23 protein-coding genes are annotated in these 22,055 nt (G+C 41.9%); all 23 read right to left on the reverse strand.

Features of this window, described 5'->3' with window-relative positions; translation table 11 throughout:
• Complete coding sequence (gene brxC, locus BUA02_RS00135) at positions 1–3,558, reverse strand: BREX system P-loop protein BrxC (protein ID WP_072699981.1); 3,558 nt, start codon at positions 3,556–3,558, stop codon at positions 1–3.
• Positions 3,558–4,136 carry a DUF1788 domain-containing protein gene (locus BUA02_RS00140; protein ID WP_072699983.1) on the reverse strand — a complete coding sequence of 193 codons (579 nt, stop codon included), beginning with the start codon at positions 4,134–4,136 and terminating at the stop codon, positions 3,558–3,560. The genes brxC and BUA02_RS00140 overlap by 1 nt, the downstream gene beginning before the upstream one ends.
• A gap of 18 nt (positions 4,137–4,154) precedes the next feature.
• The gene (locus BUA02_RS00145) at positions 4,155–4,772 is read right to left on the reverse strand and encodes a DUF1819 family protein (protein ID WP_072699986.1); all 618 of its coding nucleotides are present in this window, start codon (positions 4,770–4,772) and stop codon (positions 4,155–4,157) included.
• Complete coding sequence (locus BUA02_RS00150; protein ID WP_072699988.1) at positions 4,759–4,995, reverse strand: helix-turn-helix domain-containing protein; 237 nt, start codon at positions 4,993–4,995, stop codon at positions 4,759–4,761. Before BUA02_RS00150 ends, BUA02_RS00145 begins: the two co-directional genes overlap by 14 nt.
• A 416-nt stretch (positions 4,996–5,411) precedes the next feature.
• Complete coding sequence (locus tag BUA02_RS00155; protein ID WP_072699990.1) at positions 5,412–6,833, reverse strand: relaxase/mobilization nuclease domain-containing protein; 1,422 nt, start codon at positions 6,831–6,833, stop codon at positions 5,412–5,414.
• A gap of 18 nt (positions 6,834–6,851) precedes the next feature.
• The gene (locus BUA02_RS00160; RefSeq protein ID WP_072699992.1) at positions 6,852–7,181 is read right to left on the reverse strand and encodes a plasmid mobilization protein; all 330 of its coding nucleotides are present in this window, start codon (positions 7,179–7,181) and stop codon (positions 6,852–6,854) included.
• Between the two features lies 1 nt (position 7,182).
• Entirely contained in the window at positions 7,183–7,542 is a 360-nt protein-coding gene (locus BUA02_RS00165) for a DUF4316 domain-containing protein (RefSeq protein WP_072699993.1), read from the reverse strand.
• 3 nt (positions 7,543–7,545) lie between these two features.
• The gene (locus BUA02_RS00170; protein WP_072701152.1) at positions 7,546–9,618 is read right to left on the reverse strand and encodes a DNA topoisomerase 3; all 2,073 of its coding nucleotides are present in this window, start codon (positions 9,616–9,618) and stop codon (positions 7,546–7,548) included.
• On the reverse strand, positions 9,614–9,907 hold the full coding sequence (locus BUA02_RS00175; protein WP_072699995.1) for a hypothetical protein: 294 nt from the start codon (positions 9,905–9,907) through the stop codon (positions 9,614–9,616). The genes BUA02_RS00170 and BUA02_RS00175 overlap by 5 nt, the downstream gene beginning before the upstream one ends.
• Positions 9,908–9,925: 18 nt before the next feature.
• On the reverse strand, positions 9,926–11,215 hold the full coding sequence (locus tag BUA02_RS00180; protein WP_072699997.1) for an ArdC family protein: 1,290 nt from the start codon (positions 11,213–11,215) through the stop codon (positions 9,926–9,928).
• 2 nt (positions 11,216–11,217) lie between these two features.
• On the reverse strand, positions 11,218–11,376 hold the full coding sequence (locus tag BUA02_RS15745) for a hypothetical protein (RefSeq protein ID WP_176756628.1): 159 nt from the start codon (positions 11,374–11,376) through the stop codon (positions 11,218–11,220).
• Complete coding sequence (locus tag BUA02_RS00185) at positions 11,376–12,194, reverse strand: DUF4366 domain-containing protein (protein ID WP_072699999.1); 819 nt, start codon at positions 12,192–12,194, stop codon at positions 11,376–11,378. Before BUA02_RS00185 ends, BUA02_RS15745 begins: the two co-directional genes overlap by 1 nt.
• Complete coding sequence (locus tag BUA02_RS00190) at positions 12,184–12,507, reverse strand: DUF4315 family protein (RefSeq protein ID WP_072700002.1); 324 nt, start codon at positions 12,505–12,507, stop codon at positions 12,184–12,186. The genes BUA02_RS00185 and BUA02_RS00190 overlap by 11 nt, the downstream gene beginning before the upstream one ends.
• A gap of 14 nt (positions 12,508–12,521) precedes the next feature.
• On the reverse strand, positions 12,522–14,168 hold the full coding sequence (locus tag BUA02_RS00195) for a C40 family peptidase (protein ID WP_072700005.1): 1,647 nt from the start codon (positions 14,166–14,168) through the stop codon (positions 12,522–12,524).
• 18 nt (positions 14,169–14,186) lie between these two features.
• Entirely contained in the window at positions 14,187–16,580 is a 2,394-nt protein-coding gene (locus BUA02_RS00200; RefSeq protein WP_072701154.1) for a VirB4-like conjugal transfer ATPase, CD1110 family, read from the reverse strand.
• A gap of 38 nt (positions 16,581–16,618) precedes the next feature.
• Complete coding sequence (locus tag BUA02_RS00205) at positions 16,619–17,041, reverse strand: PrgI family protein (RefSeq protein ID WP_072700007.1); 423 nt, start codon at positions 17,039–17,041, stop codon at positions 16,619–16,621.
• A 72-nt stretch (positions 17,042–17,113) separates the two neighbouring features.
• Positions 17,114–17,980 carry a VirB6/TrbL-like conjugal transfer protein, CD1112 family gene (locus BUA02_RS00210; protein ID WP_072700009.1) on the reverse strand — a complete coding sequence of 289 codons (867 nt, stop codon included), beginning with the start codon at positions 17,978–17,980 and terminating at the stop codon, positions 17,114–17,116.
• 66 nt (positions 17,981–18,046) lie between these two features.
• Positions 18,047–18,259, reverse strand: coding sequence for a Maff2 family mobile element protein (locus BUA02_RS00215; protein ID WP_072700011.1), 213 nt, complete (start codon positions 18,257–18,259; stop codon positions 18,047–18,049).
• 305 nt (positions 18,260–18,564) lie between these two features.
• Positions 18,565–20,325, reverse strand: coding sequence for a VirD4-like conjugal transfer protein, CD1115 family (locus tag BUA02_RS00220; protein WP_072700013.1), 1,761 nt, complete (start codon positions 20,323–20,325; stop codon positions 18,565–18,567).
• Positions 20,322–20,825: a PcfB family protein gene (locus tag BUA02_RS00225; RefSeq protein ID WP_072700015.1), complete on the reverse strand. Its 504-nt coding sequence runs from the start codon at positions 20,823–20,825 to the stop codon at positions 20,322–20,324. The genes BUA02_RS00220 and BUA02_RS00225 overlap by 4 nt, the downstream gene beginning before the upstream one ends.
• A 29-nt stretch (positions 20,826–20,854) precedes the next feature.
• The gene (locus BUA02_RS00230) at positions 20,855–21,190 is read right to left on the reverse strand and encodes a DUF7768 domain-containing protein (RefSeq protein ID WP_072700017.1); all 336 of its coding nucleotides are present in this window, start codon (positions 21,188–21,190) and stop codon (positions 20,855–20,857) included.
• A 10-nt stretch (positions 21,191–21,200) separates the two neighbouring features.
• Entirely contained in the window at positions 21,201–21,611 is a 411-nt protein-coding gene (locus BUA02_RS00235; protein ID WP_072700019.1) for a hypothetical protein, read from the reverse strand.
• Between the two features lie 13 nt (positions 21,612–21,624).
• Positions 21,625–22,041, reverse strand: a complete 417-nt coding sequence (locus tag BUA02_RS00240) for a hypothetical protein (RefSeq protein WP_072700021.1) — start codon at positions 22,039–22,041, stop codon at positions 21,625–21,627.
• Between the last annotated feature and the right edge of the window lie 14 nt (positions 22,042–22,055).

Raw genomic sequence — 22,055 nt, forward strand, 5'->3', positions numbered from 1 at the left:
TTAATTGGTTATCTGGATTCCATCACTACCCTGCATGTACTGTTTCATCTGCTTACGAATGTTCTCAACATAAGCATCTATCTCTTCATCACTCTTAAGAACCTTTGCAGGGAACATCTGCTGTCTAGCCACCTTTTTGATGATTTCCTTCTTAGGTGGTGTTGGAGGAACATCCCCTCCCGCTGGTGTTACAGAAGACTTTTCTGGTACCTTAGGTGCCTTAGCTGCATCAATAGCCATCACTGCTTCATCTCTGCGTCCCCAGAGCTGAACTGAAACACCATCAAGAATTCTAAGGCTCTTTTCCGCAGCAATTGAATCCTTCTGCTGTGAATAGAACTTATCTGCTTTATCGGAAATAAGCTTTGTATCCTCATTTACATTAGCATCTTTATGAATGTCAGCCATGCAGGACTGTACTATTTCATACAATGATGCTCTCTTTTCATCAAGCATTGCATCATGTGACTTCTCAACGATTGCCTGAAGTCCGTTAAGCTCTGGTATTCTCTTATAGTCATACTTCTTATCAGAAAAAATTGTAGTGATCAATCTCATCTGATTCAAAGCATGTGTAGCATCATCATCTTTGCTAATATAATCAAGATCCTTGTTCATATTTTCAACAAACTTAGATGCACTATCAAACAGAGATACCTGAGTCTTAAAGAAGCTCTCAACATCCTTAAGATGATCTTGCATATCGTAAAGTGTATCTTCACTTGTTACCACCTTATCAATAAGGGCTATGTTGTCACTCTTCTGTGAAAGAACATCTTTAACAACTCTAACGGCGTCACGAACAAGCTGCTTATCCGGATACTTATGCTCCTCATACTTGTTAAGCAGTTCATTATAATGATTCTCAAGCTCTGTAAACTTTTCAATTATAAATGCAATGAGTCCGTCTTCATCTGTAGGTACATCCATAACATCAAGAAAGTCCCTAAGAAAATCTCTTGCTTCCTTCATTTTTGCAGGACTTACAACATGACGCTTTGTAATCTCAGTCTTACCTATCTCTGTCTTCTTACGGAGCATATCCGGGAGCTTTGGATCTGTAGGCTGAATTGTCATACCACCATACTTGATAGTTACCTTTTGCTCATATATAAGAAGTGCAACAACCGCTGCAATATCAATTTCTCTCCAACCGCTAGGTATACCCTGATATCGAGCCTGGATATCTGACATCTTGGTTGTGATGTGCTTCATATCCTGCATCTCAAGGTAGCCCTCAATCTTCTGAGCCGCGCCGCTATTTTCATTGGCACCAGGAATTGTAGGGCTCTGTCCGGTGAGAATGCCAATGATATCGGAATCATCATTATAATTCTTTCCAATGAGATCAAGGTCGTAATAAACATGAGTAACAAGATACTCAAGAGCCTGATCAAGCTTACTCTTAGCATCTCCACCTTTTATTTCAATATGCTCCCCATCAACATAGAACTCAGCTTCTTCTATAGCTCTCTTGATGTAATCAAGTGCATCGCCTTCATACTTTGTAGCTTCATCCTGCTGTGCACGGATTATATCCTGTACTGACTTAGGAAGTTGTGAAATATTTCTTGTCTTTACATACTTACGAATTTTTAATGCGCTTTCGATGCACTCATAATACTTACCATCACCAAGTACAACTATAGCCTGTCCCTTGGAATTGGTTTGAAGCCTAAGATCCTGCTTCTCGTAGTCATCTGTTGCAATAGAATAGATTTGCAACTTCATACCACCGGTCACAGAACCTATAGCTGTTCCATCAACATACTGGTCATACGGGAAGTCGTAAATCTTATAACGATATTTCTTTTTGTCGTAGATATCACCAAATACAAGATGACCAATACGCTCAATAATCTGTGCTGTATCTACAGAAGTTTCTTTGATATCTCTTGCGATATCCTGCTCTTCATCAGTGAGGAAATTATAAGTATTCCCATTTCTTCCGATGTAATTCTGGCTGAGAAGTCTGTCTAATGACTCCTGCACCTGAGCACGCATCTGGATTTTATCCATGTTGATATTATCTGCCATGAGGATAACAATTGAATCCAGTGTAGACTTAACATCAGTATCAACGTAACGAATAAGGTAAAGCAGTTTTAATACGTCAACATCCTGCTGCTTAATGCCTCTATCTTCATCAGCGGCATTCTGGCATCTGTCAATAACACGATTAATAGCACCGTCAAGAGATGTCTTAACGGTGTCATAGAATTTATAGAATGGTACAAGTGCAAACTCGTCCTGCTCTTGAACGCTCTTTGCTGCTTCCTGGAATCCTGAAAGCATTGAACGCTCACCACTGGACTGATGCTTGCCAGCATTACCATGTTTTCTGATTGCTGTATAAACCTTCTGTAACAGCAAAAACTGATATGGTACAAATGGGAAGTCTCTTGCAAATTCCTGTGGTGTCTCAAATCCTCTTACATCAAGAAGTGCATCATCCTTATTAAACTTAAGGAGGTTTCTAAGAACAGAGTCGTTTGCGTTATAAACCTTCTCTAATTCTTCCTGTGCTTCATCAGTCTTTGAAAGGAGTCTTTTCTGGATAACCTCATCAGCAGATGTTGAAGAAAGAGATAGTCTGGTCTTAAATCTTGCCTGAATACGTGAGAACTCGTCCTGACGAGTCTTGATAATTTCATCAAGAGCTTCCTGACCAGTACACATTACCCAAACCTTACCTTCACACTTGCTACCGATTTCCTCGATAAGTGACTGAAGGTTAAGAAGGTGATCTGTGTTCTCACCAACGTACTGACCAACCTCATCTATCATGAAAAGTAACCTAAAGTTTTCAGGTTTCTTATCTACATAATCTTTGATTTCTGATACAAGCTGAGCAATAGATGTCTCTACAGTTTCTGTTCCATTGAACCAGTTACGAGCGGCCTCTTCACTCATACCAAGAACTTCCTGAAGAGTAGCCACTACATCATCCTCAAAGAATACGAATGACTCCCTGGTATTAATCCAGGAATCACCGTTCTTTTCCTCAAATACTTTGCGGAACTCTTCTGTCTTGCCCTGCTTATCAACAAACTGCTCAAGTTTTGCAACTTTTAAGTCCTCGCCATAAAAGCCAAGGTAGTTATAGAACATCTTTGCGAATACACGAAGGACTGCTGTTGCATCTTTATTGATAGAACCCTCGATATCAATATTGAAAAGGATTGTATCTGTCTCACCCTTTGTAGCTTTATCAATGAGCATGAATGTCGCAGGATCATCCTCAAACTTTGTACGAAATCTCTCTACAGTCTTGATGCCCTGAACTTCCTTGTTGGCAAGAATGTATGAAAGAATCTTTAGGAAATGAGATTTACCACTTCCAAAGAAGCCGGAAATCCATACACCGACATCATTAGTCTTATTATCAAACGCATCGCCATAATTGTTGAAGAGTGTTATGAAATGCTTCTTTAATTCCTTGGTTACAACGTACTCATCCAACTCCTGGATAAGAACTCTTTCTGTATCCTGTTCTACCTGTACGACACCATTAATAGGTCTATTGATATCGTCTTTAAACATCTTTTGAATCTTCATTATCGTGTACCCTCCACAATTGCATTAAATGCTCTATAGTAATCCTGCTTAGGAAGCTTGTTGAACAAATATACATCTCTTCCGTCAAATGATCCCGGATATAAAACAACAATTGGAATGCTGTTTAACTCCTGAGGCTGAATGGCATTCAAAACATCATGTGCTCTTATAAACGGATAAGCCTCGCCAACTCCGGTAATGAGAAGTACATCCCCTTCCTTGAATCCATCTTTACAGATTTCAGCCACGAAGTTCTTCGCTGAAGCTGACTTACCTTGGATGTTATCAAGGATGAACTTTGTACCTTTTGTCTCTTCAAGCTTTGGAATCTTATCTAACAACCTCTTATCTTCACAAAGTTTAAGTAATACCTTGTAAAGATTTTTTTCTATAACATGACAGTTGACATCCTGATCAGAAACCAGCTGCTCTGTAAAATATCTCACAGCCATTTCATCTTTGGGGTCATAACAAAATATATGAATATTGACTTCGTTGCTAAGACCATTCCCCTTTTGGAAATCAGGGTCCTGCATCTGGGCTTTTAACTTATCAAGCCTTTCTAATATGTTGCTCATCAAAACATCTCCTAACTTTTAATAAAAACAATTGAATGCCGGTAATGCTACATCCTCACCATTTGCCCTAATTGCATTTTCAACTTCAGAGCAGATCATAACCGGATTAAGCGCTGTTGCCCTTGGACTATCAATGTAATCATTTTCTATAAGAATTTTATTAAGCACCTGTTTTATTTTGTTTATGGTTGCCTCTGACCATGAAGCCACCTCATCGTCCTGCTCCTGCAATCTCATAAAAAAAACATTGAGATCAATACGCCCATACGAGAAATCCTGCTCACGATACTTTGCTCCGATAACCGTAATCATATAATCCCATACCAAACGATACTGCTTCATCATGGCATAAAGACAAGCCTGCTTAGCAACTTCCATTGGACTGTGTGCTATAACACCGATAAGTGTCATATCATCCAATGTACGTAATCGCTTAACACATACCTTTGCTATATTTTTAATCATTCTTTCTGTGGGAAATTGGAATAAGTTATCCCTTACAACTCTGTCCACAATTTCATCATCAGAAAGCTGATCATCAACCATGAGCTTGGCAACTATCTTTGTTTCATGAAAAAGAAATTGTTCTCTGGTCAGACTTCCACTTCCACTATATGGTGAATCATATTTTGCCATTCATTTTGTCCTCTGCCTTATCAGTTTTATCAAAATGAACAAGATCTCCAAAGTCACAATCCAGCTTGTCACAGATTTTTTCTAACACAAGCATAGAAACAGGCTCACCCTTGCTCATCTTAGCAATAGTTCCACTGCTGAGCTTCACTTCATTCATAAGGTCTGTCTTGTTCATGTTTTTGTCGATTAATAATTTCCACAATCCGTTGTATGATATTGCCATGTCTTTTATAAACCTTTCTACAATTAGCGGGTTTTAAATAAGCCGCTATTCACGCAACATACAGAAATTATACTACAATCTCAGAGAACACTCAATAAATACATGCATTAAATCTTCGAGTTTGTAAAGATTTCATTCTCATTATTTGCTATAATTACCTCCTTCTCTCCACTATTATTATGCGCACACGATATGTCCATTAAAAAGGACTCTCAACAAAGTTTTTTCATTTTCGCAAGCAGGGCACCGAGGACCCTCGGCGCGTTTTTGCTTGTTGGTGGTCATTCCCCCAATCCCCCTGAACCTCGTTATCACTCGGAGCCACGCATCAGATAAACTGACGCTGAGTGCATTTTCCTATAACGCAAAAAAGAGGGAGACTCCACTGTGTCATCACAATGAAATCTCCCTAATTCTTATCGAGTCTGTTCAGTTGTCATTTGCTTTTCAGCCTGATCTTTCTGCTCCTCAAATTTGAGGAACAGATCAACATTGTATTTTGCCATCTGTATATCTTTCATTTCCTGCTTCGCCTGCCGGTACTCGGCATAGGTCTTTTTCTTTTCCTGAAGGACTTCGCTGTATTCCTGATTCAGTTCTTTGATTTTAGGAAGTTTACCCTCGATCTTGGAGAAAGCTTCCTTAGCAGCTTTACAAAGAGTGATAGTCTCCCTGTGCTCTTCAAAGAACTTTTTGCTATAACCGCTCTTGCGATATTCGGCATAAGTGTCCTTAGTCTTGGAATAGTTTATGATATGCTTTTTCAGGGCAGCTATCTCAACAAGCCTTGCCTCAAGAGCTTTCTGCTTCTCAGTAATTTCTCCAAATCTCTCGGAGGCAGCCTTGGCTTTTTCTGAGAGTTCATCATAATCTCTGAGACCATGTTCTTCAAGAAACAAAAGTGTCTGTGCCATCTGCTTGATGTTATGAACCTTAGCCCAGCGTTCATAGCCTGGTCCTTTTCCCTTGGCTATCATAGCCTGGATATCAAGAAGCATATCCACCTTTGGCTCAGGTTTAACATAAACATTTTCGTCAGTACGCTGTTGCTTCGGATCAGGTGTAAATGCACTTTCCCCGGAAAAGACTTTCTCCAGATCCTCTTCTCTGTAGCCTGCTCCAAGAGAGCGCATTCGTAAGAATTTCTTTTGATCTCTACCCTTAAGAGAAACATATTTACCGCGTTTTATTTCGTAGCCCATTTCCTGGAGAAGCTTTATAAGTTCTTCCATATCCTTGGGCTTTTGTTCCATACAGATATCAATGGACTCACGGATTTCTTCACGATAGCTTTTCCGCTGAGGATAAACTGTGCGCTTACTCCGTTCACTGGGTTTCCTTGGAGTTATGACGGAGAGACCATTTTCAAGGCATACAATGTCACTGACTTTTTGGAGTGCTATTCCTGATAAATGAAAATCTCTGAACTTGCCGTCACAGGTAAGATTCGTTGAATTATAGATGATGTGGTTATGAATATGAGCTTTATCTACATGAGTTGCAACTATAAAAGCATGTCTCCCCTTAGTCCAGCGCATAGCCGTTTCATATCCGATTCTGTTTGCTTCCTCTGGTGTGATTTCTCCGGGTTTGAAAGCCTGCCTGATCTGATAGGCAATCACATCGCTATTATTTTCTCTGCCGGTATTATGCTGATATTCTCTTTTGGCAAGAGCGAACTGCTCCTCCACAAGCTTAGGATCACACTCATAGCTGCTGACCAGAATACCGCCATCTGTCTTCTCAGGATTCTGAGCATAATCCGTTCTGTCCTTCAGGCACTGCTGAATGGATTTTCCTTTATTCATATGCATGGCTATAAGTCTGGTAGCAGCTATAAGTCATCACCTCTTTTCTTAAATCGTAGCAAGCCTCTGTAATATTTCTTTCATAAGAATCCAAAGTTCTTCCTGCTGTCTCTGAACATCTTTGATATCTTCCAGGTATATGCTGCCTGTCTCATTGGCTCTTTTTGCATACTGATTGATGTTATTGGCATTGATGCGAAGGAGTCGTGATACCTCCTTCACATCGCTAAGATCCAGCTTTATAACATAACCATCAATCGCCATTTTTCTGATATAGGCAGACATGTTTCTGATACCGGCTTCTTCCATACGCTTTCTGATTTTTTCCTTATCTCCGGGCTTTATCCATACCCGGATTCTGTCAGTATACTCACGCATGTCAGAATCTCTCCATGGCATTACAGATGCAGCAAGGAGTTACAGGCTTTGGCTTTTCAACATCATAGGCAGCTTCCTGAAGTTTCTTAAGAACAGATTTTTTCTCCTGTTCCTCGTCTATCACATCAGCATTTGTCTTCTGAGCAGGTGTCTTATCTTCAGGAAGATTGTTAATGACACCATCGAAATTGTTATCATTCTGCTCAACCATGTCCTCAATGCCTCGCATGAAGTTCCTGCTGACAGATGGACCAGCTCCGGGATCTTCTGTCGGGCTTTCCGACAAAACTTCTTCCTCGACTTCTACTACACCGCCGACTTCATCCCATTTTCTGATCTTATTCTTTCTCTTTTTCTCCATAGGCTATTTCCCTCCCTTCGCAAAGTCCAGAGTGAACTGTGGCTGACCATTATCAGTTGTAGATAGGACTACTGTAGTGTCATAGGTCTTGCCAGTTTTTACCGACCTGCATTTTTTCAGCTTTGCCTTTCCGTCTGTAAGCAGCTGCACTGCAATCTGCTTCGTAAGCTTCTTGGAGAGAGAATCGAAGAAACGATTATCCTTCCAAAGAGCAAATTTGCAGTCCTTATTCTCACAGAAAAAGCCCTTGGACTTCTCCACTACATTGCTTCCACAATGAGGGCATTTACCCAAAGGCTCATATACAGGATGCATAAGTACCTCTGCATCAGGAACTATCCTGTAGGTATCAAGCAGGTTTCTTATCATCTGTGTGATCTCAATCATAAAGGCATCTGCATCATAGCTGCCCTTTTCAATTTCTAAAAGCTTCTGTTCCCAGTCGGCTGTCATGGAAGCTGACTGAATGGATTCAGGAATAACTGTGATCAAGGTCTCGCCCTTATGCGTAGGAACAAGATATTTTGTTTTCTTATCTCCACGCCTTTCCAAGAATCCAATGCGGACAAGCTTTTCTATAACACCGGCTCTTGTGGCAGGTGTGCCAAGTCCTTTCCTCTCAGCTTCATCAGGGATTTCATCACAGCCTGCCTTTTCCATGGCAGAAAGAAGTGTATCTTCTGTATAGGATTTTGGAGGTGTGGTCTTCCCTGCTTTCACAGAAGTTTTATCAATTGCAACTGTATCGCCTGCCTTAAAATCCAGAATAATAACTCTGCTATCCTCATCAGAATCCTTATCTTTGGTATTAGCTACACTTCGCCATCCGGGATCAGCTATATATTTCCCTTTAAGCGTATAGGTTTTCCCAAGGCAACTGACTTCTGCAACAGTTTCCTTATATTTGCAAGGAGCTGATACACTCTCGGCAAGCCTTGTAGCTGCAAGCTGCAATATTTTCTTTTCCCCTTCAGGAAGTGCTTCAACATCTGTCGACCTAAGTGTTTCAGTTGGGATGATTGCATGGTGATCAGAGACCTTTTTGCTATTAAGGATCTTTTTGAAATTAAGCTCATCCGTTACCTTTATGGAGAGCTTGTTTTCAATGATTCCAAGGATAGAACTCGCTGTTGTCTCCATATCATCTGTGAGGAATCTACTGTCAGTTCTTGGATAGGTGAGCAGTTTTTTCTCATAAAGGCTCTGAGCATAATCAAGAGTCTGCTGAGCTGTGAAGCCATATCTTTTATTAGCTTCTCTCTGCAAAGAAGTCAGTTCAAAAAGAGCAGGAGCGTTTTCCAACTTTTCACTTATGTCTGCTTTTGTTACTACTGCCTTGCCCTCGATTCTACATTTCTCCGCAAGATCATCAGCCTCAGCTTTATCAGGGATACGTTCTCCTGTGAAGATGAGATCATTCCCTTCCAGCTGTACCTGATAAAAGTCTTCCGACTTGAATGCCCTGATCTGTGCCTCACGCTCTACAGTGAGAGCCAGTGTAGGAGTCATAACACGGCCTACATTTAAGGTCTGTCCATAAGAACAGGTGAAAAACCTTGTGGCATTGATGCCAACAATCCAGTCGGCTCGTTCTCTGCAAAGTGCAGCTTCATAAAGCCTGTCATAATCCTTCCCATCAGCCAGGTTATCAAAACCGTTTCTTATAGCCTCATCTTCCATGGATGATATCCATAATCTCTTCATTGGCTTTTTGCAGCCTGCCTTATCATAGACAAGTCTGAATATTAGCTCCCCTTCACGTCCTGCATCACAGGCATTTGTTACTACTGTGACATCATCTCTGTTCATCAGATCCTTCAATATCTGGAACTGCTTTTTGGTGGAAGCTGCAACCTGATACTTGAATATATCTGGGATTATAGGAAGATCTTCCTTTTTCCATTTTTCGTATTTGCTATCATAAGTCTCCGGCTCAGCAAGCTCTACGAGGTGCCCAACGCACCAGCTGACAAGATATCCATTTCCTTCCAGGTATCCATCCTGTCTGCCGGTGCATCCAAGTACCTTTCCGATGGACTGCGCAACCGAAGGCTTTTCAGCCACAACCAGGTTAATCATCGCAGTCATCGTCTCCTTCCTCATCGAAGTCATCACAGTAGTCATCCTCGAAATCCTCATCATAATCATCCTCAAGGAAATCGTAGTCGTCCTCAAAATCATAGGTGCGATCAAGGAGCTTTATTGCCCTTTCCACTACATCCATAGATTTCTCTACAAGCTCTGTTGCCTCGCTGACTGCACGATTTGCCCTGCGTACTTTCTGATTGCTCCTGTGAACTATTCCTGCAACCGTACCTACTACACCTACTCCTGCAACAATTCCCATTACCAACTTCTTATTCATGCGTTTTTCTCCTCTCATTTACATAGCGGCCTGAAGATCTTTCTTCGGCTCAGTTTTTGTTTTATTTGTCTTTGATACTTTTTCTTTTCCGGCAGAGAGCTTATCCTTTACGGAAGTCTTCTTTGCAGATTTCCGGCTGGCAGTTTTTTTCTCAGCCTTAGCAATTTCTTTGGTTTCATCCTTCTTTTCTTTGGATTCCTCTGCATTTTCTTTGGATTCAGCTTTGGGTTCAGCCGTCAGAGTGATCTTTTTATCATTCTTAAAATCACTGAAATCAACCGGAGGTGTGATCTTGATATAGCCAACCGGCTGGTCAGCCTCCGGATCAGCGAAAGGGAGCTCATCACCATGAACCTCCATGAACTCATCAATCTCTTTCACAGTGGTAAGAGCCTGAACCTTGTCATCAATCTTTTGAATCATCTCTGATGCAGTTCTGCGGATTGTGTCAAGTGATGCCTTAAGCTCAGGCACTTCTTTTCCCTCAGACCAGGAAGCGACATAGCCAAAGGAATAATCAGAAGTGTCTATGCCATAATGCTGGCAGACTACATAGGCTACAGATTCGGCCTCTGTCTCTTTCTGATTCTTCGACTTTTTCTCTCCTGAAGCTTCCAGTGCATTCTTGGAATGAAGAGCCTGGTGGGCTGCTTCATGGATGATAGTCTTTACAGTTTGGGCTTCACTCATGCCCTCCTGCACAGCGATACGGTTATCCTCCAAATGAAAATATCCCTTTGCACCGGATTCAATGTTTTCAAAAGTGATGGGTACAGGAACTACTTCTGTGATTGCATCGAGAAGCGTCTTATAGCCATCCACACTTCCGGTAAGTTCTGCAATTCCAAGTGTTGGAAGCGGATCGCCATCAGTCTGACTCACATCAAAAGTACTGACAGGCTTAAAGGCATTGATTGTCACTTCAACCTTTTCTTTTACAGGCTCACCATCTTTATCAAGGATTGCCTTGCCGTTTGCATCCAGCTTGTCCTGCTCACGTTCCATTTTGTAAGGAGCAGGTGCAAGAATCCTGATTCCCTTCTCACCCTTTACCACATGGCGGTTCATTTCTTTCCAGCCGGTGAAGGACTGACACATGGTTGCATCAGGTTTTTGCATCATGATAAGGATCTGATTGTTCACAGAGTACCTGGGAAGCTTGGCGCAGAAATTCAGATAATCCTTGAAGTTATCCGAGGAAAAGATATCCTTAACGCCTTTTTCAAGTTTTGTGGTGATCTCTTCCATTTCCTTTTTTCTGGCTTCAGCAGCTGCTTTGGGATCAAAATTATTTTTGTCATATGCCATGTTTACTCACCCTCCTTTCCCTTCTTATCAGGCTTTTTATTTACCTCTTTGGACTTTTCTTTCATCCTGGAAAGTTTGTCCCTAATTGAAAGAGCAGGGACACTGCCCTGCTCTCCATACACTGCTTTCGCATATTCGCTGTATCGTGATTTTCTCGCCATTACTCTTCCTCCGTTTCATCTGTTGCTTCGTCTGCCGAATCCTCAGATAGCTCATAATCCTCATCCAGATCATCAGGGAGACTTGCAAGATATTCATCCTCATCCTCGTTATAATCAGCATCAGGATCTACGGTAGTTACCGTTTTTCTTTTGGTCTTAATCTTAGTAAAGTAGATATAGCCTCCTGCACCACCGATTGCTAAGAGTAGGATCAGTGCCATGGCTCCTGTAGGATTTTTCTTCTTTTCTGGTTCAGGCTGTACCGGCTCTTCAGGCTCAGGCTCCGGCTCCGGTTCCTCTGTAGGTTCTTCTGTTGTTTCCTCAGGCTTTTCCTTACCTGTAGCTGCAAGATATTTATCTACCTCTTCCTCATCCATCAGAGCTAAAAGATCTGACTCATCGACCATATTCAGGAAGTGAACTGTCTCCTCGCCCTCATCATCACGATCTATAATGATATAAAAATAGTTGCCGGACTTTGTAACAACAGTGATGAACTGCTTGCCTCCTGCTTCAAGAGTGCCGTAGTCATCAACAAGAGTCATGTTGCCATCAGGTGTAAGCGGTCCCCACTTTTCTTCCTCAGGTTCTGTAGGTTCTTCCGGTTCTGTTTCCACAGGATCTTCACCCTCACACATGGTGTAATCGTATTTGCAAAGCTCACAGTCCGGATCAATTTTATCCGCTGTACACTTGTGCTCACAGGTGCAATCAGGACCACCTGCAAATGCTGTGATAGGTGTCGCTCCAATAAAAGAAGCTGCGACAATTGCCACAGCTCCCAGTAATCTACCTCTGATATTCAGTTTATTTTTCATCTTCGATATCCTCCCAGTCAAAATCATCCTCCGAATCAGTTTCCTTTGTTTCAGCTACATCAGCTTTGTCCGTAGCTGTAGTTACAACAGTTGCCTGAGTGCCTGCATTACCGGCCTGACCATTTGCCACAAGTTTAAGGAACTCTGCAAGCTGCTCTGGTGATAAGTTCAGTGCTCCAACATCAGCAAGGATCTGTGAATTTTCAGCTTCCTGCAATCTCTGCTGTGCAGCCTTAAGCCTTGCCTTATCATCTTCAAGTTTTTTCTCCATACGCTTAACCTCAGCGCGGAGCTTATCTAATCTCTCATACATGTTTCATCATCCTCCTATCTGATTCTGCCGTAGCAGTAAAAATGTGCTCTCCAGTACCGTGTGTCATAGCTTGCATACTGAATCGGATTGCCGCAGTGGATCATGATCTTATTAACAGGATCTACAACAATTCCAACATGGCTTGCGCCTGCCGTATCATAGGTGCCCTGGAAGAAAATCAGATCTCCCGGCTTTACATCACCTTCATGGACTCTTGCAGTAGCATTCTTCCATCCATTCGCTGTAAGCCTTCCATAGTCCCAGCCGTTTCCACAGTGATTGATAACCCAGCTTACAAATCCAGAGCAGTCAAAACTTGTGCTTGGCTTGCTTCCACCCCAGACATAAGGATATCCAAGGTATCTCTCTGCCTCACGGAGCATATTTGCAAACTGAGCATCTGTAAGATATTCACCCGGAACAGCATAGTCATCATATTCTCCTGGCGAGAAGCCTCCTACATAAGGATCATCACCAAAAATGTCAGGCTTATTGCCTTTCATCTCCACAATGACTTCATAGCGTCTGATCTGATCTACAGTAAGCCCTACCTCATCAAGGGCTGCCCTGATTCCTTCATTTGTGAGTTTTACATTAAGGATGTAGTAGTCATATTCTTCCTCTGACTCATTCCCCTCATCATCAGTGACCGTCCTTGTCCTGGTTTCAACAACTTCTTCAATTTCCAGTTCATATTGAGCTTCGAAGATTGTTTCCAGAATCTCTTGGGCTTCCTCTTCCGTATAATCCTCGTAAAGAACCGTAAGAAGTGCTGCAAGCTCAAAAGGATTATGACCAATCTCAGCCAGATCATAGTTGTACTCGTCATAATCAGGATAGTCATCCTCAATGTTGTCTATCTGATCCTGAAGATCAGCTTCCAGCTCTTTGTAGTCAGCTTCAGCAGCAAGGATGTCACTGTCATCTGCTGTATAGCTTGTACCAACCAGCATGTTGTTGGTTCCGCCTGCCATCATGGAACAAGAAGTAAGAGTCCCTGACATTACAAGAACAACGATTAGAACAATAAGAGCTATGATGAGTCCAAGGGGATGCTCCTCAGCAAATTCTTTTATCATCTCAGCAATACGCCCTGCCATATCCTCAGCCTTATCTGTGAATCTTTTTGTAATGCTGTAGGAAGCATTGGCGGTTTCTTTTGCCTGAGCCTTAAAAGCATTCCTTTGGATCTCCTTTTTCATGAGGTTCTTCTGAACTTCCTTAGATCCCGGCTTTACATTTTTTGTTTCCGTCCTCCCATGGATTTTCTCAGAATATCCGCCTTTATCAGAACTCTTTAGTTCTTTCATCTTTGCCGCATATCCGAGGTCTTCCGCTAATTCTGTAACAGAATTTACTGCATCGCCTCCTGCATTGTTATCTTCATTAGCCTTATCAACCTGGCTGTGAATTGTCCTTGATACAGCTGCATCGGAATAGATCTTTTTTCTGCCCTGTTTCTGAAGCTTCTTACGCTTTTTGATAGCTTCTGCACTTTCAGAAATATCAACTTTTCCGGTACGGAGTTTTTTTCTCATAGCCTCAGCCTGAGAAGTTTCGTTTTTCAGCTTCCCGGCATGAGACTTTTTCTTTGCTGTATAATCAGGTTCTTTCTTAGCTTTGGATCTGCCCTTATCCCTCGTGTAGATTCCTTCATTCATTTATCCGCATCCTTTCCTTTATTTTTCTTCCTTTTTTGCCTCTGTGATTTCAGACAAGCGGGTTGTCATGATACGATAGAGCTCAATGTCTGTAGGGAATCTGTCTACGAATGGCAGGATTACATTGCCATAAAAAATAAGCCCTTCACCGGCTCCTGAGTGTGTGACATAGGATAGCTGATGTGGACTTATATTGAGCTGCTTGGCAAGAATCTGTCTGTCACCTACAGCCTGGTTCAGCATATATACGAAGTCTGAATTTTCAAAGATATTCTCTACCTCTTTGGATGCAAGCAGATCTTTGACGTTCTGCGTAATACCTGTAGGAATACCGCCCCACTTTCTGAAGCGCTTCCATATCTCTACCGTATAGGCCGCTGTCTGCTCTTCTTTTAACAGAAGATGCATCTCATCAAGGTAGTATCTGGTAGAACGTCCTTCACTTCTGTTGGAGGAAACCCTGCCCCAGACCTGATCCTGAACGATAAGCATTCCAATTTTCTTTAGCTGCTTACCAAGATCCTTGATATCAAAGCAAACGATTCTGTTTGTGATATCTACGTTGGTTCTATGATTGAAGATATTCAGAGACCCCTTTACATAAATTTCAAGAGCCGTGGCTACATGCCTTGCCTCTGCCTCATCCTGCTTCAAAAGCTCATTATAAAGATCTTCCAAGAGAGGCATATTCTCCGGTACAGGATTCTCATAATAATCTCTGTAGACCTTACGGATGCATCTGTCGATTACGGTCTTCTCTACCGGAAGAAGACCTTCCTTACCACCAACGATAAGCTCACACAGCGATAACAGGAACTCTGCCTTTAATGACACAGGATCATCGTCATCGGAATAGTTATTGTTGATGTCCATAGGATTGATATACTGCGTCGAAGTGGTGCTGATCTTAATGACCTGACCACCGAAACGCTCTACCAGTGGTGCATACTCGGCTTCTGGATCTGAGATAATTACATCATCATCCGTAACCAGGAATGCATTTGCAATCTCTCTTTTTGCAGCAAAAGACTTACCGGAACCCGGAGTACCAAGGATAAGACCATTAGGGTTCTTAAGAAGCTTTCTGTCTACCATGATCAGGTTGTTTGAAAGAGCATTTAAGCCATAATACAAGCTTTCATCTCCTGCCTGGAAAAGCTCCTGAGTAGTGAACGGTACAAAAATCGCTGTTGAGCTTGTAGTCATGCCACGCTGAATCTCGATAAGGTTCTGTGCAAGCGGAAGGCTCGACATAAGCCCCTGCTCCTGCTGGAAATCGAGTCTTACAAGATTACAGTTATGCTTCTGAGCAATGGACTTTGCCTGGAACACATTATTTTCAAGCTCCTGTTCAGTACGCCCTGTATTCATCACAAGGAAAGTCAGAAGGAACATTCTCTCATTTTGGCTCTGCAATTCTTTTAACAGGTCTTTCGCATCATTGCCGAAAGTAGCTAGATCAGAGGGGATGATGTCCATATCATACCCGGCACGAACCGCCTTTTTCTGCTCCTCGATCTTACTTCTATCAAGCTCTGTGATTGTATGTTTTACTGTCTTAATCGCCTCATTCTGATCTACTGACTGGATGTGCATGGTTACGATCTGGCTTGATTCCATATTGAGGAAATCTGCCAGCATCCTGTCACTGATATCAGAGGCATCAATGGACAAAAAGCTCATGGCTCCGTAGATATTTCCCATCTGAAACTTCTTTCCATTTGGAAAGTTGAAGCTGCTTGGTGCAATGAAGTCTTTTACTGTAAGACCTGAGCCCAGTAGATATTTCCAATCGAAGTTGAACTTATCCCTGTCTCCCATATGGAACTGCTGATGCATAAGAGCAAGGCGCTCTTTTCCGTTCAGGATTTTCGCCTGTACTCCAAGTCTTTTGAAATTATTAAGGATATCCGTCTCAATGTGGATAATCCTTGGTTTTGCTGCCCTCATAGAATCCGCATGGATGCCAAAGGTCAGATATTTTGTTTTTGTCAGACCGTTATTGCCTGCTTCCATCTGATGAAAGAGCATGGTGCTATACTCATCTCTTACGCTGTCAAAACCGTCTTTTGCATGAGGAATCGCAATGCTGGTCCTGAAATCATCAATATCTGTAGCCATGTTCATGAAGGAAAGCTCAAAATGTACTGAGCTGTCAAAGAAGTTAAGAAAGGCACACCATTCCTCGAAAATCTCTGTCTTATCCTCCTGAAGAGCAAGCTGATAGTTGATATCCTGAAACTGTATTGTCTTGGTATAGTAGTCTGTTCCGATCCTACAGATACCATCCTGAAACATCCTGTCAAATGGAATGCTCTGCTGGGCTGTTCTTGGAATGCCATCATTTTTCTGAGCATTCTTTATGATCTCTCTGATTTCTTTCTGCTCAGCCCTTGTCAGGTTAGCAGGCATTTTGAAATCTCTTTTCTCCTGCTTCTTAAATAGTGAAATCAAGAATCCTTACCTCCTTCTTTTTTGTGTTTGTCATCTCTCATGGCTTGTGAATACATGATGATCTCATCGATTTCTGTCTGAGCTTTTTCATATCTTACTAATGCCGAGAAGTTATTGTCTGTCTTATAAGGCCTCTGTTTTGGTCTTACGAAGGTTGCTTCTATAAGATGTCCTAACAGGACTTCAAGATGCTGACCGTTCTTTTCATACATAGCCAGGAAGAAAAACGGCATCATGATAACCATCATTCCCATGGCTGCTGTACTTACGGATGCAATCTGCTTTATCAGAAAGAATGACGGCACTCCGAAAAGTGCCGCCACAGAGAAGCAGATCAGCTGTCTTTTAGTCAGATTGAACATCACTTTGCTTTTGACCTTTGTAAGATCACGAGGCACCGAAATATACGATGCTGCCATATCTGAAAATCCTTTCTTATTTTTGATTTACAGTGACATTTACTGTGACAGTTTTTGTCACTGTATTCTTCATCAATGTGCGTGAAGCACTGACTTGGCTACTGCTCCGGTCTTAAAAAGCGTAAACGCAAGAAGAACCGTATAGCCCATGACTCCCCAAAGAGAGCCAATGATATCTGTCGTGAATGCTACTGACTGAATCAGTACTGCATATATTCCGACGCAGACCATGATCAGAAATCCCTGGAATCCCAGTGCAAACAATGACCTCAAATAGTTCTGACCAATCATGCTCTGCTCTCTGTTTCCAAAGGTTGCAAAGGGGATTGGTGCAAGGCTGACCATAAGATAGATCTCAATCATCCTCGCATATACAATGACAAAAATCAGAGCTGACAAAAGATATATCAGGAACTGCACAATAAAAGACTGCAAGAATATGGATAAAAGCTCCGGCACTTCCATGGCCTCAAGTGTTGATTCCATGCTTGCCAGGGTACTTGCATCTATCGCTGTACTGCCTGAGATTATTCCTCCTGCATTTGATATAACATGCTGCGCCACATCAAATACTGCCATTGTGATATTCATCGTATTTGTGATTAGTGTTACTGCTACAAAGGTTTTGAAAATCCATTTCCAGAAGATCCAGGTCTCAAAGTTTGCCAGATTGTTATGGCTGATGACTAGCTGTATAAGCTCGTAACAGGCTATGAAAGTCAGAAGTATTCCGGCAATCGGCATAATCACATTTTCTGACAGGTTCTTAATCATGTTGAAAACTGCCGGTGAAAAGCTTGCCGGTGTCGTACCTACTTCTGTTGCAATCTCACCTACCTGAGTATTAACTGAGTTGAAGGTGTTATTCAGATTGTTCATAATGCCTGAAACAAGCAGACCTCTTAGCCATTCTTCAATCGATTCAATAATGCTGTCCACTTGTTACCTCCTCTTCTCAAAATGGAGCCAGGGTTTTATGCCCTGACTCCGGCTCTTTCGGACCGATTAAAAAAGTCCGGAAAGAAGAGGAACAAGTGTAGTTCCGATGAGGGCAACACCACCTCCGGCCATGAGCTGCTTCATTCCCTGGCTCTTTGCGCCGGGATTATCATTGCCGTATCCTTCCATAAGGTTGATTGCTCCCCAAATTCCAAGACCTGCACCAAGTGCTACAACGAGTGTCTGAAGTACGCCTACTGCGCTATTAAAAAATGCCATAATGTCAAAAACCAAAAACGCAGATGATTGTTATTTTGTAGTTTTTTGTTTGCAGACTCCAAATATAAAAAGAGCTGCTTCTTTTGCTGAAACAACTCTTTCTAACTGCGTTTTTGGTTATCCTCCTTATAATGTGTGATTTATTTGGAGCCTGCTTTTTCCATATTCAGTTGTCTTTCCGTGAGTCCGTCGACTGACTCAGGGATATGCGCGCATATTTATTTGCCCTCACAGCTTAAAAGCCTGGTCTTGGGCATAAGAAAAAGCCCATGCTGAAATGCCTTTTATTGACACCTCAGTGGGCTTTATTCTTCATCAAGTTCGATGACTTCATATTCGTCATCGGGTTTCAATATTAAGTTGTGATCAAGGAACTTCTCTATATCAAACCAGTTCCTTTTGTCTGCATCCGCTGTAAGTGGATAATTCGGATGCTGAGTCAGATCATATTTATCTGACAAAAATGGTCTTACACCACGGACCTGCACTATACATTTGCTTCCGTCCATGACCGCCAGCTCATCAATGCTCATAAGATCATGACCGAGCTTCTGATAATTCATATTGTAACTCTGTGACGTACCCCTAGATTCTCCGGTGTTGTACATGTCAATTGTTTCCTTACCCAGGACAGTATTGAGTTCCTTCAGGGTTGTCTGTTCAGAGCCACCAAGGAAAATCTGACTATCGCAATTGCCTGTGATCGTGTCAGCGTTATCCTTGTAAATAGCCTTAAGCTGTGATTTTGCCTGTAGTACAAGTGCAGCTGAAATCTCACGGCTTCGTATGGTTGCCATTAGCTTTTCCAGATTCGGTATCTGTCCGATATTGGCTGCTTCATCAATAAGGCATCTAACATGAACCGGAAGTCTACCACCATATACATCATCTGCCTTTTCACAGAGCAGATTAAAAAGCTGAGTGTAAACCATGGAAATCAGGAAATTAAAGGTTGCATCTGTATCTGACATAATGAGAAACAATGCTGTTTTCTTATCACCCAAGGTATCAAGCTCAAGCTCATCATAAGATGTGATCTCTCTCAGCTCCTTAATATCAAAGGGCGAAAGTCTTGCACCACAACTCACGAGTATAGATTTTGCAGTTTTGCCGGCACTTAATTTATATTTGGCATATTGTCTTACCGCGAAGTGATCAGGATCTCTTTCTGCCAGTTCCTCAAACATAAGGTCAACCGGATTCTTAAATTCCTCATCATCTTCCCTGACCTCCATTGCATTCAGCATTTCCAGAAGAGTTGAAAAGTTCTGTTCCTCTTCCGGAGCTTCATAATGGATATAGCCTATAAGCGCCGAATACAGCAGTTTTTCTGCTTTCTCCCAAAATTCATCACCTGCCTTACCTTCACCTTTTGTGTTGGCTATCAAGGTAGTGACGAGCTTCAGGATATCCTTTTCATCATGCACATAAGCAAATGGATTGTAATGCATCGACTTCTTAAAGTTGATGGTATTAAAGATCTTCATCCTGTATCCATTCTTTACAAGTGCGTTACCCACTTCATTTACCACAGTGCCTTTCGGATCAGTAACAACATAACTTGAATGCATCTGCAAAATATTCGGTTTAATAAAAAACCTCGTCTTACCTGATCCAGAACCACCTACGACAAGCACATTTTTGTTTCTTGCATATTTTGGATTTGTGGGTCTACTGTTCATCGTAAGCCTCTCAGTTTGCGACAGAATCACATTATTTTGGAAATTCGGATCGATGTAAGGCTCTATGTCTTCCCTTTTGCCCCAACGGGCTGACCCGTATTCTCTATTGTGACGAAAATTTTTTGCATTCTTTCCCTTTAGATAAACTGCTAGTCTCAGTGCCGCGCCTATACCAATTCCCACAAGTAGATCTATAGGATTCAGACTCGGCAAAGGATTTGAGAATGCTGTTCCGAAGCATCCATCCAGCACCAGGCTCTGTACCTTTTCTGAGGCATTTGTACCTGATGCAATACGGAATGCTTCACCGATATTTGTAGCGATTGCTCCCACAACAACATAAGGAATGTTGAGGATAAGGAGCTTTTTGGTTTTATTATTCATCGTTCCGGCTCCTTTATCTTTTCCTTTGCTTTGTGAGGCAGGTTTGCCACAAGTTCCTTGAACTTCTTAAGCTTCTGTAAGATACTTGGACGATCCTTTTCCATGGATTTCTTACGCTTGGTTTGCTTAGCCGCATATTCCTTTAGAACCGAGGTTATAGCATCCGCATCCTTTGCCTTGAAAAACACAGTGTATTTTGGCGGATCTACTGTTTTGTCCTTTGTGATGGCAAAGTCTACACCATATTTATTGGCAATACGTTTGAAATCTCTGATTCCGGAATCACCTATCTCCATACTGGAAACACCCTGTCCTTGACCTACAAGCTGCTTAACAGTCTGCTTCCCCTTTATGGGAGTATTCTTCGCAGCTTTTCTTTTGACTTTATCTTTCTCAAGCTGTTCCAGATAAGCTTTTACATATTTATAGATGCCCCTAACTGACAATTTTGTTGTTTGCCAAGCCAGGTTTACTGTTTTTTTGGATACTTCCTCCTCCAATGAATCACTTCCTTTCTGTCATCATTGCATTATTCACCACATTCCAAAACTCCCTCCAGTGTTGTAGGTATCACCTTGGAACGCTTTGCTACGGAAATATCTGCACGAACGTCATCGTTTATCTTTTTACCGCATACCACCAGAAATCTGGCACGTTTTAAAAGGTCCTCAGACATCTCTCTGCGCTTCTTTTCTCCATCAGGATCATCCTCTGAAATAATCCCGCTAAATGCTAGTACCGGGCAAAGAGGAAGATATCCTGCTTTTACCAACTCGCTGCAATACTTTCTTGCCTGATCTTCCGCATCCACGCGGTTCTTGCTCCATGCTGCTGTAACATAAGCTCTCGGTATTGTTCTACTCATCTCATCCTCCTTAGTTTGTCTTAAAAGCGGTGTAACAACGCTCATCAACAGTAATGACTGTCCTCCGACTTTCCATCTCCTTTAAGGCAGCCTTATAATCCTCATCATGAAGAAGTTCAATGCCATATTCAGTCAGCTTAAAAACTATCATTGCTCCTCTGATATACTCATTTTCCTGAAGTTTAACGATTCTACCTTTATAGAAAAAAGCCACAAATGGCGTTCCGCTTATTAATGCGCAGTCCATATGTCCGGAAAGACATTCCAAAACATCCATGACCTTCAAAAGATCTGCTTTTCTTGCCTGCATGTTTGGACCTATGATCAGAGCTCCTATTCCATCCAGGTTGATTGTTCCAATCTCAAAAAGCTTGCCGGTGCTTTCAAAATCAGGGTTAATCCCTATACAAAATGCTTCCAACTTCTATCCCTCCTTAATCCACACAAAGCGCACTGTAACGCTCACCATCTACTATCAGGTCTGCACAATAATCTGAAAGGGTCTTTTTGACACATTCGACATCGCCTTCTCCCAATCTGGAATAAGCTCCCGTACCATCAGTGGAAATCTCTACCAGCAAGAAACTGCCTATCAGGTATTTGCAGTCATCCACTTCAATCAGTTTTGATTTGTCATAATAGATCATGAAGTCCTTAACAATAAGAAGCCCCAGTCTATCGTCCTTACCAAGCTCATCAGTGTATGCATCAAACTGTTTTTCCGAGATAAACCTATGCTCTGCATTTGTTCCGATGACTACATACTTTCCTGATGTAGCCACCATAGTATCTACCTTTCCTACAATTCCATCCTTTGTAGGATCTAATGTTATTGAGATAATATCTCCCATTTTTCTTTTCCTCC

The organism is Butyrivibrio hungatei DSM 14810, assembly GCF_900143205.1.
GTDB lineage: Bacteria > Bacillota > Clostridia > Lachnospirales > Lachnospiraceae > Butyrivibrio > Butyrivibrio hungatei.